Source organism: Amycolatopsis echigonensis (assembly GCF_014174495.1).
Classification (GTDB): Bacteria; Actinomycetota; Actinomycetes; order Mycobacteriales; family Pseudonocardiaceae; genus Amycolatopsis; species Amycolatopsis echigonensis.
Map to the genome: position 1 here is coordinate 64795 of NZ_JACJHR010000008.1, position 19788 is coordinate 84582.

Below are 19788 nucleotides of genomic sequence, written 5' to 3' on the forward strand. Positions count from 1 at the left end.
ACGGGGGCACGGGTGGCGCTGGTAAATGCCGGTGCATGACTTTAACGGAGGACGCCGGAGTGCGCGGAATAGTGGTGGCCTGCGGCGCCTCGGCGGATCTGTCCGCGCGGCTCGGCGACGTCCCGCTGGTGCACGCCGGACCCCGTCCCGGCAAGGCGGAAATCGACCCCTTGCTGGGGGAACACGACCGGCTCGTCGTGCTGGGCACCGACGCCGACCTCGCCGCCGTGGTGGTGCGTCTCATGCGCCGCGAACTCCTCCCGGGCGTGTCAGTGGGTTTCGTCGCCGCCGAGTCCGGCTCTCGCGTCGCCGCGCACTGGCGGCTGCCTTCGGACCCGGACGAGGCGTTCGCACTCGCCTGGAAGGGTGAGGACGCCGAGATCTCCCTCGTCCGCGACGACACCGGCGGCGTGCTGCTCGGGCACGCGACCCTGCGCGATGTCAAGGGCCAAGCGTATTGCGACGAACAGGTGGCTTTCGACGGTTCAGTTTCCGGCATTGAGGTCGCACCGGACGACTCCGGAGTCACCGCCCGAATCACCCGCGGCAAGCTCCTCAAACGGTCCGCGACGTATCGCGGCCGCGCCTTCCAGCTCGGCTGCGTGCCGACGTCTTCGCTGGTCATCGACGGTGTCCCGCAGGATCGCGAGATCACCCGGCGGACCTGGTACCGGCACACGGCCGACCTCCGCGCGGTCCGCGGCTGACCCGGCGGCACCGGGCGAGATTCAAGCGAACTTGGACTCTCGGTGACCTTCCGTTTACAGAAGGTCGGCTTGCTGTCACCTGACGGTGTTGCACACGCCACTTTCGTGGTCAAAGGTGAATCAGTCCCACATCTGACCAGGAAGGCAGCAAGATGCCGACCACTCGTACAGTTCGCAATTCCTTGACCGTCCTGGCCGGCGTCGCGCTGCTCGGCTCGATCACGGTCGGCGTCGCCGACGCCACCCCGCCGGGCATTCCGTCGGCGGACACCGCGAAGAGCCAGCTCGCCGGTCTCACGGTGAAACCGGACGGCTCGCAGACCGGCTACAGCCGCGACAAGTTCCCGCACTGGATCGACCAGGGCAACAGCTGCAACACGCGCGAGATGGTGCTCAAGCGTGACGGCACGAACGTCCAGGTCGGCTCCGATTGCTATCCGACGTCCGGCAAGTGGACCTCGCCGTACGACGGGGCGACCTGGAGCTCACCGTCCGATGTGGACATCGACCACGTGGTGCCGCTCGCCGACGCGTGGCGCACCGGTGCCTCGTCCTGGACCCAGGAGCAGCGCCAGGCCTACGCCAATGACCTGTCCGACCCGCAACTGATCGCGGTGACCGACAACGTGAACCAGGAAAAGGGCGACAAGTCGCCGGACCAGTGGAAGCCGCCGTCCACCGGATACTGGTGCACCTACGCCAAGATGTGGGTGACGGTCAAGTACAAGTTCAAGCTCACCGTGAATTCGGCCGAAAAGTCTGCGCTGACGGACATGCTGGGCCGCTGCTGAGCCGATCGGCCCTACCGCGGGCGCCGCCGCCGTCCTATGGTCCGGACCATGAGGAAGATCACGGCGGCGGTGCTGGCGGTGTTCCTGGTGGCCTGCGGAGCAGCCCCGGCCACGGCGGCGACCGGGCGCAGAGTTGTTGTCTACTACCAAACGACGCACCAAAACGGGTCGTACCTCTCCCCGTTGGGCCTCACCGACCACGACACCGGCGTGACTGACGTGATCGTCGGAGCCGTGCACCTCAACGACGGCGGAACCATGACGCTCAACGACGATCCGCCGTCGGACGCCAAGTTCACGCAGATGTGGGCTGATCTCGCCACGATGCGAAGCAAAGGCGTGCACACGCTCGCCTTCGTCGGCGGTGCCGCGAAAGGCAGCTTCCAGCGTCTCGAGCAGGACTTCGACACTTACTATCCGTTGCTGCGCAACCTGATCCGCGACCATTCGCTGTCTGGCATCGACCTCGACGTCGAGGAGCAGATGTCGAACGACGCGCTGAACCGGGTGATCGACGCGCTGCGGAGCGACTTCGGCCCGGACTTCCTGATCACCCTCGCGCCGGTCGCGACCGAACTCAGCGGCGGGGGCGGCCTTTCCGGCCTCGACTACGACCGGCTCTACCGCGAGCGCGGCGACCAGATTTCCTGGTTCAACGCCCAGTTCTACTGCGGCTGGGGATCACTGGCGGACACGTCGGGTTACGACCAGATCATCGGCCACGGCGTCGTCCCGGCGAGCAAGGTCGTCGCCGGAACGGTCACGAATCCCGCTAACTGCAACGGTTACGTCGACATGCCGACGCTGAAGAACACCGTCAGCAGTCTCGTCCAGAAGTACTCGGACTTCGGTGGCATCGACGGCTGGGAGTACTTCAACTCGTTGCCCGGCGACACCGCCGCACCGTGGGAATGGGCGCAGCAGATCGCGCCGACGGTCAAGGGTTAGCCAGCCGCAGGATTTCTCTTGCCAGTGCGTCGTTCTGCCGGAACGAGATCGCGTTCGTGCGCGGACGCGTGAAGGCCCCCGCCGAACGGACGCTCGTGTGCGGGCCCACCGCGAACCGCCGCTGATGCGGCGATCCGTCCACAGTGAGCAGTCGGAAGTCGCTGAGCGTCGTGGCGATCCGTCCGGACGGCAGGGTCGCACCGTCGACATCCGGCACGGTTTCCTCAGCCAGCGCACCGGTGTCCCGAAGGCTGCGCAACAGCGGATCGGACACTCGGGGGACGCTCGCGTCCGGCAGCCGCGCCTCGATCAACGTACGCGCGGCGACAGTGTCCGGATGGCTGGCGCTGGACGCGACGAACGTTCCGGCGGTTTCGTCAGCTGCGATCGAGATGTCCGCGCCGAGGAACGACACGATGCCAGCGTCCTCGAGCGCGAGCAGTTCATCGAGACGACGCGGCGGCGGACCACTTGCGTAGTAGGAAAAGAAGCCGTGGAACCAGCCGTCCATATCGGACACTTGCGACGCCGCGGTCAGCCGTCCGGTCGCGAGCAGCGTGGGCAGCTGGCCGATCACCGACAACAGAGCCATGAACGCGCCGAGGTCCGCGCTGTGGTGCGCGTCCGCTCGGCGTGCGAGGTCGGACTCGATGTATTTCCGCACCGCTTTCCCGAATTCCTCGCCGGAATCGAAGCGGCGGCCGGCGAACGGGCGGTCCAATCGCTCCAGGTCGAGCCGGTCCTCCAGAGCGGGCACCGCAGCCGTGACCAGAGCGTCCATTTCGGACGTTCCCCACGGCAGGTCGGCGAATTTGTCCGCGAAAACCGCGAAATCCATGCGCACGCGGTCCGGATGTCCGGTGAACAGCTCGGTGTAGTACGCCCAGGCGAGTTCCTTCGCGATCAGCGGCCACACGTCCGCGCGGAAATCGAGCGGACCGGTCAGCCCGTCGATGGCTCGCTGGTCGAAGAATCTGGGCAGCTGCAACGGTTTCCCGCGCAACCGGTAGCCGGTCTTCGCGTGGTACGGCACCCCGCGCCGGGAACCGACGTGCAGCACCGGCTCGGCGCCGCTCGGGCGGTAACGCAGACCGCCGCACGGCAGTTCCTCGAACCGGCCGCCGCGACCCTCCGTCAGCAACAGCATCAGGTCCACGAACGCTAGCCCGAAACCGCGCACTAGCACCGGTTCTCCGGCGGGCACCGCGGAATAGTCGACGTCCGCGGTGTAGCCGGCGGGGTAGTAGGACAGCTCGTGCTGCTCGGCGAACGCCTCCAGTTCGCGTTCCCGGGAGTCGGGGACCGCGTCGAGGTGACCGACCGTCAGCACTACGGCATCGGCGCTCACGGTCGTGCCGTCGGAAAGCCGCACGGTCTCGTCGTCGCCAATGCTTTCGGCCGTGGCGAGATGCTCGACCACCGTGATGCCGGGCGGCAGTTCGGCCACCACCTTGCGGTAGAACCACTCCAGGTACCGGCTCTGCAGCCGCCGGGTCGGGAAATCCGTGGACGCGAGCGTCTCGAACTCGGCGCGGACGTCGTCCGGCACCGGGTACTCCAGGGTGCCCGCGCGCACCTTTCGCACCCACTCGATCAACGACGGACCCGGCCGCACCGGACCATCGATCCGGACCGTGTCGTCGGTGAACACGGTGACGTCCTCGGGCATCGAGTTCATCCGCAGCAGCGGCGACTGCTCGTACCGCCACACGCGGCCGGGGCCGGGCGGGAACGGGTCGATGAGGTGGACTTCGACGCGCCGGTCGCCGAGCAGGTCGTCGGCGTTCGCGGACAGCCGTTCGAGGACGCCGACCCCGCGAGGTCCGGCGCCCACGATGGCGAGCGTGAACGTCGGGAGAGCGGTCACCCGGGCGAAGCTACGCGGCTGGACGACGCCGCGGCGGACGTTCCACTCTGCGGACGGCCACCTGAACGGATGTGTCACAAACCACAAAGATCGATCCGGCCCCGGCGGGGAGTGCGGAGCGCTATCGTCTGGACACGTGGCGAACTGATCGTGACCTGTCGGATACCGGCGAAAGAACCTAGAGAATCACCAACAGTCACGAGACACTGAGCTTGACAACTCACTTCGTGTGACCGACCCGTGACCAGGAGGTTCTAGGGTCACCCGTTGGTCACTAGTGCGGCACAGTCCGCGCACAGCAGCGGGGAGAACACGCATGACGACAGCACCGCACCGGGTCACGTTCCGCGAGGTGTTCGGAGTCGCCGAGTTCCGCGCGATGTGGTTCGGCGAACTGCTGTCGATCGCCGGTGACCAGCTGGCCCGGGTCGCGCTGTCCGTCCTGGTCTACGCCAATACGGGTTCGGCGACGCTGACCGGCCTCACCTACGCGCTCACGTTCTTCCCGTCGTTGCTGGGCGGCATCTTCCTCACCGGATTCGCCGACCGTTTCCCGCGCCGGGCGGTCATGGTCACCGTCGACCTCACGCGCGCGGTGCTGATTCTGTGCGTTGCCATTCCCGGACTGCCGTTCTGGGCACTATGCGTGCTCGTCGGCTGTGTTTCGCTGCTGAATCCGCCGTTCAAGGCGTCTCAGCTGGCGTTGCTGCCGCAGGTGCTCGAAGGCGACCGATTCGTGGTCGGCATGGGCATCCGGAGCATGACCGTCCAGTCCGCGCAGTTGCTCGGCTTCGCCGGCGGTGGCGCGCTGCTGCTCGCGGTGGACGCCCACCTTGCCCTAGTGCTCGACGCGGGCACTTTCGTGCTCTCGGCGCTCTTCCTCCGCTTCGGACTGAAGACCCGCCCCGCTGCTGCCAGCGGCGAAAAACGCAAGCCGTTCTTCTCCTCGCTGAGCGCGGGCGGCAGGGTCGCCTTCGCGACCAGCGCGTTGCGGTCCTTGATGGTCTTCACGTGGCTCGCCGGGCTGATGCCGGTGTACGAAGGCATCGCCGCGCCCTACGTCGCCTCCTCGGGCGGCGGGTCCGAAATGATCGGCTTCCTGCTCGCCGCCGACCCGGTGGGCAGCGTGATCTTCACGTTCGTCTACACGCGCTGGGTCCCCGCCGAGATCCGGCCGAAGCTGATCGGCCCGCTGACCGCGCTCGCCGCGATCCCGCTGCTGCTCTGTTTCCTGCAGCCGGGCCCGATCGTCTCGGTGATCCTGTTCGTGATCTCCGGCGGCTTCGGCACGATCGCGCTGCTGCAGGCGACGGCCTCGCTGACGGTCGCGGTTCCGGACGAGAGCCGGGCGCAGACGATGGGCCTGTCGAACACCGGATTGACCACGACGATGGGCGTGACGCCGTTGATCGGCGGGGTCATCGCGGACCACGTGAGCGCCCAGACGACCGTCGGGATCTTCGGATTGGCCGGCCTGCTGATCACGATTCCGCTCGCGATCGCGTGGCAGCGGACCTTTTCCGGACATGCCGAAGACGGGTCAGCGAAGGAAGCCACACGCGCTGAACATGCCTAGCTACCCCGGCATGCCCCGCGCGTGAGGCTCTGACCTGCGCGACCTTGCGGTGCTGCTACGCGGTCACTGTTCCTTGCTGCGCATCGCTGGTCACCCTTCATCCGGCGTGTTCGGGAAAAATGTACACACCTAAGGCCCTTGTGGACAGGCGGCAAACGGTCTGAAACTGTGCGTAAGGCGAGTGTCACTGGAGATCCGCGCAAGACCCGGGGGGAAGAATGGTCACATTGGGGGAATTTTCAGCTCTGGGGCTGCGCGACGCGGTTTCCCGGTGGTCGATCTGGTCAAGGCCGCGGCAGTGGGTCGCGGTCACGCTGACGAGCATGGCCGTCACGGCGGTGCTCACCGTGGTGAGCACGCTGGTGTTCCCGGTCAGCCTCGGCCAGTTCGGCATCCTCGCGATGCTCGCCGGCTTGGCGATCGCGCAGACCGAGGTCACGCGGCAGATCGAGCGGCAGCGCCGGATGCTGAGCCAGGGCCCGCACATCACCGTCACCTCGGTGTGGCTGCTCCCGGCGGCGCTGCTGGTGCCGCCGCAGCTGGTGGCCGCCCTCGGCGTGATCATCTACGTCTACCTGGCATTCCGCAGCTGGAACGGCACGCGCCCCGGTGAAGCGCACCGCGTCGCGGCCAACGCGACCACGATGATCCTGTCCGGCTTCGGTGCCGCGCTGGCCGGACACCTCGTGGACGGCCACAGCGTGACCACCGTGGTGGCGGGCGCGCTCGGTTATTTCCTGGTCAACACCGCATTGACCGGCCTTGGCCTGTACCTGACCGACCCGGCGAAGGCGACGCCCGAATCGTGCCTCGGCACGATGGACGACAACCTGCTGGAACTGGCGACCCTGTGCGTCGGCGGGCTGCTCGTGATGGTGCTGAACCAGGAACCGCTGCTGTCGGTGCTGGTCATCCTGCCTCTGTACGTGCTGCAGCGGTCGATGCTGATCAAGCGGCTCGAGGAACTCGCGACCACGGACCAGAAGACGCAGCTGCTCAACGCCACCACCTGGCAGGAGGGCGCGCAGCGCGAGATTTCCCGCGCCGAGCGCGAGAACGGCAGCTTCGGCGCGCTGATGATCGACCTCGACCACTTCAAGCGGATCAACGACACCTACGGCCACCTCGCGGGCGACGACGTCCTCAAAGCCGTGGCCGCCGTGGTGAAACAGGAAACCCGGGCGCACGACCTCGTCGGCCGATTCGGCGGCGAGGAGTTCGTCGCACTGCTCCCGTCGACGTCGAAGGAAGACGCGATCGTGACAGCGGAACGGATCCGGCAGCGGATCAGCGAGCTGGTGATCCCGACGCAGACGAACGAAGGCGAAGCGGTCGCGATCGAAAACCGCACGGCGTCGATCGGGGTGGCCGCGTTCCCGCTGGACGGGACGAGCATCGACGAAGTGATGGCCGCGGCCGACGCAGCCGTGTACGCGGCGAAGAACAGCGGCCGCAACCGCGTCGTCGGCTCGGTCACGCCAACCCGAGAACTCGCAGCGGTCGCCTGACGACCTGGGACCCGGCCGGCACCCTCCCCCGGCCGGCCGGGTCCTTCCTTCGCGACCATCCGGGAAATCGGGAGTGAAACCTGTGCCGGTCACCGGGATCCGCTTAGCCCGCGACGACGAACTCGCCGCCGTCGCCGCGTTGCGGTGGCGGTGGGTCGAGGACAGCGATGGGCTGCCGCAAGGTGATCGGGCCGAGTTTGTGCGTGAGTTCGCCGCCTGGGCTCGAGCACACGCCGAAACGCATCGTTGTCTGGTGGCGGTGCGGGACGAGCAGGTGCTCGGGATGGCGTTCCTCGCGCTCACCCCCAGAGTGCCGACGCCGCACGACTTTTCGCGGATCTGCGGCGACGTGCAATGCGTGTACGTGGTGCCGGAAGCACGCGACAGCGGCGTCGGCGGGCTCCTGATCGAGGCGATCTTGCGGCTGGCCGCGGGATTCGGACTGGAGCGGGTGACCGTGCATTCCTCAGACCGCGCGATCCCGGCCTACCTGCGGCACGGCTTCTCGGTGTCGAAGAACCTGCTGCAGAGCGTGATCGACGTACCGGCTAGCCGGACGAATTCCTAGACTCCTCCGGCTTTTTCCCCTGCGCGATCTCCCGGAATTCCTGCGCGACCTGCTGCACGAACGCAGCCGACCTGCGGGAGTCCAGGGAGATCTCGCGGATCCGGTCCGCGACCTCGCAGTAGGTGTCGTTCCCCTCGTCGAGGAGGAAGGCCCCCGAGTGCTGGTGCTCGAAGTAGACGATCGGGTCGCCGACCTCCACGTGGTACACGCAAAACCGCCCAGCCAGTCCTGGATGCCCCCCGTTGCTCGCGGGCACGACGCGGACCGACAGCTTCGCCGACGTCGCCATCAGATCGGCGAGGAACCGCAACTGCCGGGCCATCGTCGCGGGCCCGCCGATCGGATTGCGCAACGCCGCCTCGCCCAGCAGCACCTCGCACGGAATCGCACCGGGACCGACCACCAGCGGCCGGCGCATCATCCGGATCTCCGCCTGGCGTTCCGCGTCCTTCACCGGCAAACCGTCGGCGAGGAACAGCGCTCGCGCGTAGTCCGGGATCTGCAGCAGCCCCGGCACGAGGAGCGGCTGCCATTCGACGACCGACGTCGCGGCGCGTTCGCAGGCGAGCAGCCCGCCGAGGTGGTCCGGGTCGGACTGCTTGCCGCGGGCGACCCAGCCCGGTTCGGCGGTGCCGCGCGCCAGTTGCAGGATCCGTTGTTTCTCCGCACCCACGACACCGAGCGCGCCGAGGATGCCCGCGACGTCCTCCAGCGCGGGAACCCGTTGTCCCAGCTCCCAGTTCGACACCAGAGCGGGGTTGGTGCCGACTCGCCGGGCGAGTTCGCGCAGTCCGAAACGGGCGTCGATCCGGGCCTCGCGCAGCGCGGTGCCGAGGGTGCGGATCCGGGGGGTGAGCATGGCCGTGCCTCGCATGGCCGCCTTTGTAGGTGTCACCAAATGCGAACACCTCAAGCTGTCACCCGAAGGTGGGCAGACGGCCCGGTCGCGCCCGGTTTTCCTGGGCGCGCCGGGCGGCCCGCGTCACTTCAGGCCGGTCGCCTCGGCAGCCGCCGGGTCGGACTCGGCGAGGAACGTCTTGCAACGCTCGTGCTCTTCGGACTCGCCGATGCGGCCCGCGGCGATGCCGAGCGCGGCGAGCGCGCGCAGGAAACCCTGGTTCGGCCGGTGTGCCCACGGCACCGGGCCGAAGCCCTTCCAGCCGGCGCGGCGGAGCTGGTCGAGGCCGCGGTGGTAGCCGGTGCGGGCGTAGGCGTACGCGGCGACGATCTCGCCGTCGGCGAGCGCGCGTTCGGCGAGCGCGGCCCAGGCTTCGCTGTAGTCGGGGTGTTCGGCGGCCACGGCGGACGGGTCCGTCCCGGAGTCGAGCGCGGCCTGCGCGTCGGTGTGCTCGGGCAGCAGCGTGGGCTCGGGGCCTAGCAGGTTGTGCGTCATGCCGCCATTGTGCCCACGGTGCCCTCGGTCAGAGGAACAGGCTGGTCAGCACGCCTCCGCCGGCCAGCACGAGTGCGGCGATCAGCACGGCGGCGACGGCTCGTTTCGGCATCATGGGCCGACACCCTGCCGTGCCGTGCGGCGCGAGGGCAAGTCCGCCACCCGTAGGGGTGAACCCCGGTTTTTGCCCCTTCTCCCGCCGCGTGCTCTTGCGGCAGGGAATGATGGCGCCTATGACGAAGGCGGTTGAAGGCGTCGCCAGCCCCGTGGTCCCGCGCGGACCGGTGGGCAAGACCAGGCTTTTCTTCGCGACGCACTGGCACCGCGGCGCCCCGGGACAGCCGACCCCGGCGTGGGTGCTGCGGTTCTGCTACGGCATGTGGCTGACCGCGTTCGCGTTCAAGCTCGTCGGGTCGTCGTGGGACATGTCGTGGCACTTCAAGTGGCTGCGCGACGACCTCGCCCCGCCGCACCTGATCAACACCGTCGGCACGGTGATCATCATCGTGCTGGTGGCGATCCACAGCTACACCGGCCTCGGCTGCGACCGGCGCTCGCTGCGGCTCATGCAGGCCGGGCTGATCGTTTTCCTGGTCGCGGCTCCGCTCGACGTGATCAACCACCGCGTGAACGGCCTCGACCTGACCGCGTGGAGCCCGTCGCACATGATGCTGTACCTCGGCACGGGCATCATGCAGGCAGGCGTCCTGCTCGGCTGGCTGCGGCTGGCCCCGCCGGGCCGCTTCCGCACCGGAGTGCTGCTCGCGCTGTGGGCGTTCTTCCTGGAGAACACCTTCTTCCCGAACGGCCAGCAGGAGTACGGGATCCTCGGCCTGCGTGCCTGGGAACGCGGCACACCCGAGGCGGAGCCGTCGCTGCTTTCCTTCGCCGCCAACCAGATCGGCCACCCGGTCGACCGGGCCGCGGTGGTGCACTTCACGATGCCGATCCCGGAGTGGGTGTACCCGCTGTGGGGCATCGGGGTTTCGGCACTGATCCTGGTGCTGGCGCACAAGACCGTCGGACGGCGCTGGGCCGGGTTGACCGTGGCCGGCGCGTATGTCGCGTACCGGTGCGTGATGTGGCCGCTGCTGCTGGCGCTGAGCTTCCCGGTGTCGACGGTGCCGTTCTACCTGCTGGCCGTCGGGTTCGCGGTCGATGTGGCGTTCCTGCTCCCGCGACCTGCGCTGGCGGGGGCGGTTTTGGTGACCGTGCTCGGGTATGGCGCGTTCTGGGTGCAGTCTCAACTGCGGCCTTGGCTGCTCGGGGAACAGCAGACGGAGTCGGCACCGCCGATCGCGTATTGGACGGCTTTGGTCGCTGTGGTGGCGGTGTTCGCGTTGTGGGCTGGGGCTGGTCCGGCGAAGGAGTGGTGGGCTTCGCGGCGTGCAGTCGCGGCATAGGACCGCCTGCCATTCGAGTGATTCGCGATCACGATCGCCCCGGGTTTGATTCCTTTCCGGAATACTGCGGATACCAGCAGTAACCTCGGGGAGGGGTTCAGTGGCGCTCAGTTCGCACGCCCGAAAGCGACAGCTCGCCGCAAACCTGGTGTCGGAGCGGTATCCCAGGCTGACTTCCTTGCAGCGCACCGTCTTCACCGAGCTGGCCGCGCGCACCGCGGAAGGCTGGCGGCTCGCGGTGCACACCGGATCGGCCTCGGCCGCGGATGCTTACCTGATCGGCCGGGTCGGGGTGTTCGCCATTGTTGTCGCTGATCCAGCACCGGACGCCGAGACGGTGCAGGCGGTGCAGGCGGTGCTGCGCCAGGTCGACGAACAGTTCGCCGCGTTGTCGCTTCCCGGCGGACGGCGCATCGCCGCGAGCGCGGTCACCCCGGTCGTGATCGGTGCGCCGAACTCCGCGGCCGGACCGCGCGATGCCGGGCCGTTCTGGTCGCTTCCCGCGTCCCGGCTCGATCAGCTTTTCCGGCGCGACGCCGTGCATCTGACCACCAAACAAGTGGCCCGGATCGCCGAGGAGCTGCGAACGCTGCTGGACGAGTACGACTGGCCGCGAATCGAGATACCGGCTGCGGACGAGGAGCCCTTCGAGCTGCTCTCCGCGGAGAGCGTCGCCGAGAATCAGCTGGCGGCAGCGGTGGAGCGGCCGTTCGACACCTGGATGACGTTCCTCCACCCGGACCAGGCGGCGTTGGCGACGCGGAACTACGGCGGTCCTGCCCGGATCAGCGGACCAGCCGGTACCGGCAAGACCGTCGTGGCGCTGCATCGGCTTCGGCACGCGGGACGGCGGAGCACCGGCCCGCTGCTGTTCACGACCTTCGTGCGGAATTTGCCGCCAGTGAACGAGACCGCGTTTCGACGGCTGGCCCCGGAGATGGCGGATCGTGCGGAGTTCATCAGCCTGCACTCGGTGGCGAGCGCGTTCCTCGCCAGCCGGGGAATCCGCCTGAACATCTCGTTCGAAACCTCGTTCAACCTTGCTTGGAAAGCGCACAGCAGCGAGCTGCCGGACAACGTGCCGCGCTATTGGGCGGACGAGGTGCACCGAGTGATCAAAGGCAGGGGCATCAAGACCCTCGCCGAGTATCAACGGGTGATCCGCCGGGGACGGCGACGCCGTCTCGACAACCGCCAGCGCGCGACGGTCTGGCAGGTGTATGAGGACTACCAGAAGAACCTCGCGGAGCGAGACGCCCACGACTTCGACGATCTGCTGACCCGGGCGCTGGAAGAGCTAGAACGGCACCCACTCGAAGAACCGTACGCCGCCGTGGTCGTCGATGAAGTGCAGGACATGACCTTGACCGGTCTGCGGCTGCTTCGCAAGATCGCCGGCGACGGACCGAATCAGCTGCTGCTCGTCGGGGACGGGCAGCAACAGGTCTACCCGGGCGGCTGGCGGCTTTCCGACGCCGGAATCCCCGTTCAGGGCCGCGGCGAGGTGCTCAAGGTCAACTACCGCAACCGCACCGGCATCCTGGATTTCGCCCGGCGGATCACCGCGCTCAACGAGGTCGACGACCTCGACGGCGCGGCTGGGGTGGCGCTGCGCGACGCGGCCGCGGTCAACGACGGCGGAATCGCGAAGTCGTGGGAGGGCTCCGAATCCGAGCTTCCGGACGCATTAGCCGCCGCGGTGCGGGACCTCGACATTCCGCACGGCGAGACCGCGCTGATCACGTTCAGCAACAAGGATGCGCTTACGTGCCGGAAGCTGTTGGACTCGGCCGGTATCGCCACCCGGCCGATCGAACAGCACACCGGCGAAACAGGTGACCGGCTGTACGCGGGGACCGTGCACAAGGCGAAAGGCTTGGACTTTCGTGCGGTGCTGGTCGTGGACTTCGTGCGGCCAGAGCCGGAGGAACCCGGCACCGAGCAGGAAAACCGCGAGCTGCGGAACCGGCAACGGCTCGTCGCGGCTACCCGGGCGCGGGATTTTCTGTGGTGGGGAGTCGTTCGGTCCTAACTGGACAGAAGGCGGCGGTAATAGTCGGTGGCCGGTTTCATGCCGTGGTCCGGGTCGGCGTTGTACAACCCGTCGGGGCCTTTCGGGCCGAAGCTGTACGGCTGGTACAGCGTCGCGCAGGATGGTTCGGCATTGGCAAGTTGTTGCCAGCCTTGCCATTCCGCGTCGTAGCGGGCCAGGTGGTAGCGGAGTACGGCTTTGTCGTACCCGCCGGCGTAGCCGCGCAGCATTACTTGCCAGCCGTGGTGCACGACGCGGTGCCAGGATTGCCCATAGCGTGCGGACACTCGCAGGTACGTCCGGTCGGCGTGGTTGCGCAGCGGGATAGTGCCGGACAGCGCGACGATTTCATCCCACATCCGGGCCGCGCCGGCTTTCTCGGCGAGCACCTCTTCGACTCGGCCAGCTGCGACGATCGCGGCGTAATCGCTGGTCAGGTCCTTGTCGGAGCCGCCGAGGAACTGGTCGCGGGTCCACATCAGCCTGCTCATCGGGTGCACCACGCTGTAGTGTCCGCGCAGTACGGCGGCCGCCGACAGCAACGCTAACCGGCGGAAGCGGCGGATTTGGTCGCCGCGCAAGCCGAGCCGCGTTGTCGCGTATTCGGTGAACGCGCCCTCCTCGCCGAGGCCGGTGTCGCGCGTCCAGCGGGCGATCACCCAGGCGTTGAGGTCACACCACAGCTCGTTCCGCAGATAAGGTCCGCGCCAACCGCCGCCGCGGGACCAGGTCCAGATTCCGGCGATGATGGGATTGTCGACGACCTCGGCGAGTCCGATCGGGCCGGTGCGCGGCTGCGTGCGGAATTCCTCGAAACCGTTGACTACGCCGTCGATCACGTAATTCGGGAACGCGCCTTTACCCTCGTACTCGCGCTGGCATTCCACTTCGATGATCTGCCGGTGTTTTCCGACGCCGATGGTGCGGTTGAACGGGATGGTCCGCCAGAAGTCTTTCGCGGTGTGTTTGATCGAGAAGACCAGGTTCTCGTGCGTTTCGACCTGGTTGGTCACCTGCCGATAGAAGTCCGGATCACTGGTCAGCTTGTCGCTGCCGGTGGACCAGGTGCGGTAGAAGACCCGTTTGCCAGCGCGCACGCACAGCTCGTCGCGGAGGATACCGAGCAGGGTCAGATGGCTGGTGGCACCGTTGGTGATCGGGTTGTTTCCGGTGTGGAACGGTACGTTCTGCACGTAAGTCTCGCCGGTGCGCACGACAATTCCGTCCAGGCCAGGGAAACGCGCGCAGATCTCGCGCAGCATCAGCCGGTGGATCTGCTGGGTGAGCGGGCGGTCGAAGCTGATTCTGCCTTGACTGTCGAGGATTTGGTCGCCGTAGAGTTCGACCAGACGCTTCGGCAGCACGATGATGTCGGTGAAGAAGTACGCCGCGATGCCCGCTGCGTGCGCTCGCGCGATGTGGGCGTCGATCTTCTTCGCGGTGGCTTCGACCCAGGCGCGGCCTGGGGATCCAGCGGGGAAAATGCGCGCGTCGAAGGTTTCGAAGGTGATCGCGGTTTGCGGCGGGGTGAACTCGTTGATCACCTGGCCGTCGTAGCCGTAGCTTTTCAGTGTCAAGGGATCGTTGAAACGACTGGAAAACAACGGTTCGCCGGGGTTGTTCTGCACCATGTCGAGCAGGAACGGCAACCGCCGCCCGGCGGGTTTCGGATCGGCGAACGCGGTCCCCGCGGTGGCGGCCAGTGCCGCGAGGGCGACCCCGCCGCGCAACGCCGTCCGCCGACTGGTTTCCCACGCTGCACCCATTGCCGCCACCCTCCATAGATCTGATGTATTCGCTCGACCATAGGAAAGGCCTTTTACCGAGTCAATCGGCCAGCTGCCGCGTTCATGCATGTGAACAGCTGTCTTAGGTGGACAGGATCCTTGCCTCGGCCTCTCGGAAACTGGTACCCCTGAATGGCCAAGACATCTGATGACCGCCGCCGCGACGGGAGTAGATGCGTCATGGACCAGGCAGGAATCAGCCGCCGCAGCGTGCTCGCCGCGGCGGGTGCCGCCGGGCTGCTCGGACTGGCCGCGACCCACGCGCAAGCCGCCCCCGCCGCCACCCCGTGGTACCCCTCAGCCAAATTCGGCATCTTCATTCACTGGGGCGTTTACTCGGCCGCTGCCTGGGGCGACGCCAAACACGCCGCCGAGTGGTACCTGTACGCCATGAACGTCACGGACCCCGCCCGCGGCACCGGAACCCGTGACCATCACCTGAAAACCTACGGCGCGGATTTCGCCTATGACCAATTCATCCGGCGCTTCACCGCTCGCCGCTACGATCCGCACTCCTGGGTACGCCTGTTCGAGCAAGCCGGAGCCCGGTATTTCGTGCTGACTTCCAAGCACCACGACGGTTTCCAGCTGTTCCGCAACACCGCGTCCGACCGCAATTCCGTCCGCCTAGGCCCGGGCCGCGACCTGGTCGGCGAACTCTTCTCGGCCGCCGCACACTCCCCGCTCAAGCGCGGTCTCTACTACTCGCTGGGCGAGTTCTACAATCCCGCGCTCGGCACCGCACCCAGAAACCCTTACACCGGCGCGGAAATCCCCTACACCGGCTACCGCCCAGTCACCGACTACGTAACCCAATACGAGCATGTACACCTGAAAACCCTGATCGACCACTATGATCCAGACGTCCTATGGGCAGACGGCCAGGGCTACCACGAATTCGGCGGCGGCCCGATCTTCCGGCCGAAGACCTGGGACTGGCGCAGCGACGAAATCCTGTCCTACTACTACCGCAACGCCGCCGACCGTCCGCGCCCGAAGAGCGTCCTGGCGAACGACCGCTTCGAGGCGTCACATGCGGATTTCGCGACCGTAGAAGGGGATAACAAGAAGTACGTCCTGCGCCCGGATCCGTGGGAAGCTTGCCTGAACATCGGGAAGTCCTGGGGTTACAACGAGAACGAGGATCCGGCGAAGATCAAATCTTCGGTACAGTTGCTTCGGCTGCTCGCCGAAGTCGTCAGCAAGAACGGAAACCTGCTCCTCAACATCGGCCCGCGAGAGGACGGCACGATCGCGGACTGGATGAGTTCGCGGCTGCTGGACATGGGCCGCTGGCTGCGCCTCAACGGCCGCGCGATCTACGGTTCGACGCCCTGGACCCGAGCCATGGACGGCGACCTCTGCTACACCCGCACGCGCGGCGCGTTCAATCTGATCCCGCTCCATTGGCCCGACGGTCGGCTCCTCGTGCCAGACGATGTCCCGATCAGTGCCCGCTCACGGATCCGGTTACTGGGCGGGCATTCCGGGCCCCTGCCGTGGACCCGCACGGAGCAGGGGATCGTGATCGAGGTGCCCCGTCGTCGCACGGACGGCTTTACGGAGGAGTTCCCGGCGGTCCTCTCGGTGACGGATTGGTAGCCGCAACCGCAGGTACACCCAGCCGCCGCGGCAGGTCCGTCGCGTTATGCCAGCTAGCGTTGGCGCGTTTTGTCGGCTAGAGATTCCGCGTTTTGGCGGCTAGGTTGACTTCGTGATGAGCCTCGTGCAGGGCCTCCTCGGAAGTTGAGCGGCCCGCCCATCGCTGTTTCACCAGCCGCGTTCGCGCCACTCAGAGAGCTTCGGGCGTTCCGCACCCAGCGTGGAATCGCCGCCATGGCCTGGATAGAACCAGGTTTCGTCCGGCAGCTCGCCGAAGATCTTCTCCTCCACGTCCTTGAGCAGCGACGCGAAACGAGCCAGGTCCTTCTCAGTGTTTCCGATCCCGCCCGGGAACAGCGAATCCCCGGTGAAGAGGTGCGGAATGCCTTCCGGGTCGGGGTAAACGAGCGCGATGCTGCCTCCGCGACTTCCTCCAGTGCGATCCAGTGGTCCCAGTGCTGGTGCGTCGTCACGATCGACGCGAGACCGCCGTCGCCGATCAGCGCAGGAGGTACGCGTTGTTGTCGATCGTGCCGACTGAGACCGGTCCAGCCAACCGAGGCGAGGGAGAGCCGTCAACCGGGCTTGAGACTTCACAACGGAAAGGCCGCCCCGACCCAAAGGATCGAGGCGGCCTCCCTCAACAGAAACTCCGTCAGCCGAGCTTCTTGCCCGCCGAGCCCAAGGCCTGCGAGGCCTCGACAACGCGAGCCGCCATGCCGGCTTCCGCGGCCTTCAGGTAGCTGCGCGGGTCGTAGACCTTCTTGTTGCCGACCTCGCCGTCGATCTTCAGGACGCCGTCGTAGTTCTTGAAGAAGTGGTCCGCGATCGGGCGGGTGAACGCGTACTGCGTGTCGGTGTCGACGTTCATCTTCACCACGCCGTAGGACACCGCCTCGCGGATTTCCTCCGGGAGGGAGCCCGAGCCGCCGTGGAAGACCAGTTCGAAGGGCTTCGAGCCGGCTGCGAGACCGAGCTTCTCGGAGACCACTTCCTGGCCGCGCTTGAGCACGTCCGGGCGCAGCTTCACGTTGCCCGGCTTGTACACGCCGTGCACGTTGCCGAACGTCGCGGCCAGCAGGTAGCGGCCCTTCTCGCCGGCGCCGAGCGCGTCGACCGTCTTCACGAAGTCGCCTTCGGCGGTGTACAGCTTCTCGTTGATGTCGTGGGCGACGCCGTCTTCCTCGCCGCCGACAACGCCGATTTCGACCTCGAGGATGATCTTCGCCGCCGCGGCCTTGGCGAGCAGTTCCTGCGCGATCTGCAGGTTCTCGTCCAGGTCGATGGCCGAACCGTCCCACATGTGGGACTGGAACAGCGGCAGGCCGCCGCCGCGGACGCGTTCGGCGGAGATCTCGATCAGCGGGCGGACGAAACCGTCCAGCTTGTCCTTCGGGCAGTGGTCGGTGTGCAGCGCGACGTTGACGTCGTACTTCGCCGCCACCACCTGCGCGAACTCGGCCAGCGCGGTCGCGCCGGTGACCATGTCCTTCACCTTCTGCCCGGACGCGAACTCCGCGCCGCCGGTGGAGAACTGGATGATCCCGTCGCTTTCCGCCTCGGCGAACCCGCGGATCGCGGCGTTCACGGTTTCCGACGAGGTCACGTTGATGGCCGGATAGGCGAATTCGTCGTTCTTCGCCCGGTCGAGCATCTCCGCGTACACCTCGGGGGTGGCGATGGGCATCGGTTCCTCCTCGAGACGACTGGCTTCTACAGCGGCATCGTACGAGGTGGACCGGCCGGGCCGACCGGTCCTACCTCACACGAGACGAAACCGACTGGAGCGATTCAGAGCAGCTCGGCCGCGATTGCCCGGTAGGCAGGGAACGGATCCTCGTCCAGCGACTGCACGCTGACGTGCTGAGCGCCCGCGTCGAGGTGCGCTTGCACGCCCTTGGCCAGCGCTTTTCCGTCGCCGTGGACGGCGAGCGCGTCGATCAACCGGTCGCTGCCGCTGTCGGCCAGGTCCTCGTCGGAGAAACCGTGCTTGCGCAGGTTCGAGGTGTAGTTGGACAGGCCGAGATAGAACTGCACGGTCTTGCGGCCGGTCGCGCGCGCCCGCTCCGGGTCGGTGTCGAAGACGACCTTCTGCTCCGGCGCGAGCACCGCGGAAGAGCCGACGATCTCCCGCGCGGCCCGGGTGTGTTCCGGCGTGGTCAGGTACGGGTGCGCGACCGCGGTGCGGTCGCGAGCGAGTTCGAGCACCTTCGGGCCGAGCGCGGCCAGCGCGCGCGACTCCTTGGGCACCCCGGCCGCGTCGAGCGCGTCCAGGTACTCGACCAGCGCCGCGTACGGCTTCTTGTACTCCTGCGTGTGCTCGCGGTGTCCAGCGCCGACGCCGAGCAGGAACCGGCCCGGGTACTTGCCCTCGATACGGTGAAACGCCTGTGCGATGCCCTCCGGCGCGTCGGCCCAGATGTTGACGATCCCGGTGGCGACCTTGATCCGGTCGGTCGCGGCCAGCAGTTCGTCGACGATCGCCAGGTCGCCGCCGGGCGAACCGCCGAGCCAGATCGTCCCGTAGCCCAGTTTCTCCACCTCGGCGGCGAACGCGCTGTCCACCTGGGCCGACATCCGCCACACGCCTAGCTTGCCCAATTCGATAGCCATGTCCCGCCCAACGCGCGAGAACCCGGTTTTCCTCCCGCCCCGGCCGGATTAGGTTCGAAAGCATGACCAAGCTCGGCTCCACGGAACTGGATATCCACGGCCTCAACCTCGGCTGCAACGTCTTCGGCCACACCGCGGACGAACAGGCTTCATTCGCTGTTCTCGACGCGTACACCGCGGCCGGCGGCAACTTCCTCGACACCGCCAACACCTACGGCGGCGGAGGCGGTTCCGAAACGATCATCGGCAACTGGCTCGCCCAACGCGGCCGACGGGACGACATCGTCATCGCCACCAAGGTCGGCATGGGGGACCAGCGCCCCGGCCTCTCCGCGAAGAACATCGCCGCGGCGGCCGAGGAATCGTTGCGCCGCCTGCGGACCGACCACATCGACCTTTACTACGCGCACAAGGACGATCCCGACACCCCGCTGGAAGAAACCCTCGCCGCGTTCGACCAGCTGGTCCGCGACGGCAAGGTCCGCTACATCGCGGCGTCCAACTACGAACCGGACCGGCTCGCCTCCGCACTGTCCATTTCGGACCAGAACGGCCTCGCCCGATACGTTGCCCTGCAACCGCATTACAACCTGGTCGAGCGCGATTACGAGCGCGAGCTGGCCCCGCTCGTCGCCCGCGAGAACCTGGTCACGCTGCCGTATTTCGGGCTGGCCAAGGGATTCCTCACCGGCAAGTACCGTTCGAAGGACGAGCCCGGCGACTCGCCGCGCGCTCCGCGGGCGCTGGAATACCTCGACGCCCGGGGCGAACGAGTCCTTGCCGCACTGGATGAAGTGGCGGCCGCGCACCAGGCTTCGGTCGCTAGCGTCGCGCTCGCGTGGCTCCGTCAGCAGCCGACCGTCGCCGCGCCGATCGCCAGCGCGCGCACCCCCGAGCAGCTCGTCGATCTGCTCGCCTCGGTCGAGCTGACGCTGACCGACGCCGAACTCACCGCTTTGGGCGAAGCGTCGAGCTGATACTTACCGAGTAGTA

General features: G+C 67.2%; 16 protein-coding genes and 1 pseudogene. 10 read left to right on the forward strand and 7 right to left on the reverse strand.

All coding sequences use genetic code 11. The features are described 5' to 3' along the window. Positions 1–35 precede the first annotated feature (35 nt). The 3 genes from H5411_RS07905 to H5411_RS07915 all read left to right on the forward strand — a co-directional run bounded on the left by H5411_RS07905 (position 36) and on the right by H5411_RS07915 (position 2446). Positions 36–707 carry a hypothetical protein gene (locus tag H5411_RS07905; RefSeq protein ID WP_183123406.1) on the forward strand — a complete coding sequence of 224 codons (672 nt, stop codon included), beginning with the start codon at positions 36–38 and terminating at the stop codon, positions 705–707. A 152-nt stretch (positions 708–859) separates the two neighbouring features. Then, a complete protein-coding gene (locus tag H5411_RS07910; protein WP_183123407.1) occupies positions 860–1498 on the forward strand; it encodes an HNH endonuclease family protein in 639 nt (212 codons plus the stop codon). 48 nt (positions 1499–1546) lie between these two features. Beyond that, the gene (locus tag H5411_RS07915; protein ID WP_183123408.1) at positions 1547–2446 is read left to right on the forward strand and encodes a glycosyl hydrolase family 18 protein; all 900 of its coding nucleotides are present in this window, start codon (positions 1547–1549) and stop codon (positions 2444–2446) included. Here H5411_RS07915 and H5411_RS07920 read toward each other — a convergent pair. Further along, positions 2436–4313 carry an FAD/NAD(P)-binding protein gene (locus tag H5411_RS07920; protein ID WP_183123409.1) on the reverse strand — a complete coding sequence of 626 codons (1878 nt, stop codon included), beginning with the start codon at positions 4311–4313 and terminating at the stop codon, positions 2436–2438. The genes H5411_RS07915 and H5411_RS07920 overlap by 11 nt on opposite strands. Before the next feature lie 316 nt (positions 4314–4629). On the opposite strand from H5411_RS07920, the gene H5411_RS07925 reads away from it, so the two are divergent. The 3 genes from H5411_RS07925 to H5411_RS07935 all read left to right on the forward strand — a co-directional run bounded on the left by H5411_RS07925 (position 4630) and on the right by H5411_RS07935 (position 7965). Beyond that, entirely contained in the window at positions 4630–5889 is a 1260-nt protein-coding gene (locus H5411_RS07925) for an MFS transporter (RefSeq protein ID WP_183123410.1), read from the forward strand. 323 nt (positions 5890–6212) lie between these two features. Beyond that, positions 6213–7397: a GGDEF domain-containing protein gene (locus tag H5411_RS07930; RefSeq protein ID WP_183123411.1), complete on the forward strand. Its 1185-nt coding sequence runs from the start codon at positions 6213–6215 to the stop codon at positions 7395–7397. Between the two features lie 73 nt (positions 7398–7470). Then, positions 7471–7965 carry a GNAT family N-acetyltransferase gene (locus H5411_RS07935; protein WP_183123412.1) on the forward strand — a complete coding sequence of 165 codons (495 nt, stop codon included), beginning with the start codon at positions 7471–7473 and terminating at the stop codon, positions 7963–7965. On the opposite strand, the gene H5411_RS07940 is transcribed toward H5411_RS07935, so the two are convergent. Further along, positions 7946–8839, reverse strand: a complete 894-nt coding sequence (locus H5411_RS07940) for a helix-turn-helix domain-containing protein (protein WP_183123413.1) — start codon at positions 8837–8839, stop codon at positions 7946–7948. The genes H5411_RS07935 and H5411_RS07940 overlap by 20 nt on opposite strands. A gap of 108 nt (positions 8840–8947) precedes the next feature. After that, entirely contained in the window at positions 8948–9358 is a 411-nt protein-coding gene (locus H5411_RS07945; RefSeq protein ID WP_101436918.1) for a DUF3151 domain-containing protein, read from the reverse strand. 233 nt (positions 9359–9591) lie between these two features. Between H5411_RS07945 and H5411_RS07950 the strand changes: the two genes are divergently transcribed. Both H5411_RS07950 and H5411_RS07955 read left to right on the forward strand, forming a co-directional pair. Beyond that, the gene (locus H5411_RS07950; protein WP_183123414.1) at positions 9592–10761 is read left to right on the forward strand and encodes a hypothetical protein; all 1170 of its coding nucleotides are present in this window, start codon (positions 9592–9594) and stop codon (positions 10759–10761) included. A 178-nt stretch (positions 10762–10939) separates the two neighbouring features. Further along, positions 10940–12793 carry a UvrD-helicase domain-containing protein gene (locus tag H5411_RS07955; protein ID WP_246368849.1) on the forward strand — a complete coding sequence of 618 codons (1854 nt, stop codon included), beginning with the start codon at positions 10940–10942 and terminating at the stop codon, positions 12791–12793. On the opposite strand, the gene H5411_RS07960 is transcribed toward H5411_RS07955, so the two are convergent. Next, a complete protein-coding gene (locus H5411_RS07960) occupies positions 12790–14559 on the reverse strand; it encodes a hypothetical protein (protein WP_220816646.1) in 1770 nt (589 codons plus the stop codon). The two genes, H5411_RS07955 and H5411_RS07960, sit on opposite strands and share 4 nt — an antisense overlap. Before the next feature lie 153 nt (positions 14560–14712). On the opposite strand from H5411_RS07960, the gene H5411_RS07965 reads away from it, so the two are divergent. Further along, complete coding sequence (locus tag H5411_RS07965) at positions 14713–16182, forward strand: alpha-L-fucosidase (protein ID WP_183123416.1); 1470 nt, start codon at positions 14713–14715, stop codon at positions 16180–16182. Positions 16183–16350: 168 nt separating this feature from the next. Here the strand turns inward: H5411_RS07965 and H5411_RS07970 are convergent. The 3 genes and pseudogenes from H5411_RS07970 to H5411_RS07980 all read right to left on the reverse strand — a co-directional run. Next, positions 16351–16614, reverse strand: a pseudogene (locus tag H5411_RS07970) (MBL fold metallo-hydrolase); the annotation flags it as partial. Between the two features lie 223 nt (positions 16615–16837). Continuing rightward, a complete protein-coding gene (gene fbaA / locus H5411_RS07975) occupies positions 16838–17869 on the reverse strand; it encodes a class II fructose-bisphosphate aldolase (protein ID WP_183123417.1) in 1032 nt (343 codons plus the stop codon). A gap of 104 nt (positions 17870–17973) precedes the next feature. Next, the gene (locus H5411_RS07980) at positions 17974–18795 is read right to left on the reverse strand and encodes an LLM class F420-dependent oxidoreductase (protein ID WP_183123418.1); all 822 of its coding nucleotides are present in this window, start codon (positions 18793–18795) and stop codon (positions 17974–17976) included. A 62-nt stretch (positions 18796–18857) separates the two neighbouring features. Between H5411_RS07980 and H5411_RS07985 the strand changes: the two genes are divergently transcribed. Continuing rightward, positions 18858–19772: an aldo/keto reductase gene (locus H5411_RS07985; protein WP_183123419.1), complete on the forward strand. Its 915-nt coding sequence runs from the start codon at positions 18858–18860 to the stop codon at positions 19770–19772. The last annotated feature ends 16 nt before the right edge of the window (positions 19773–19788 follow it).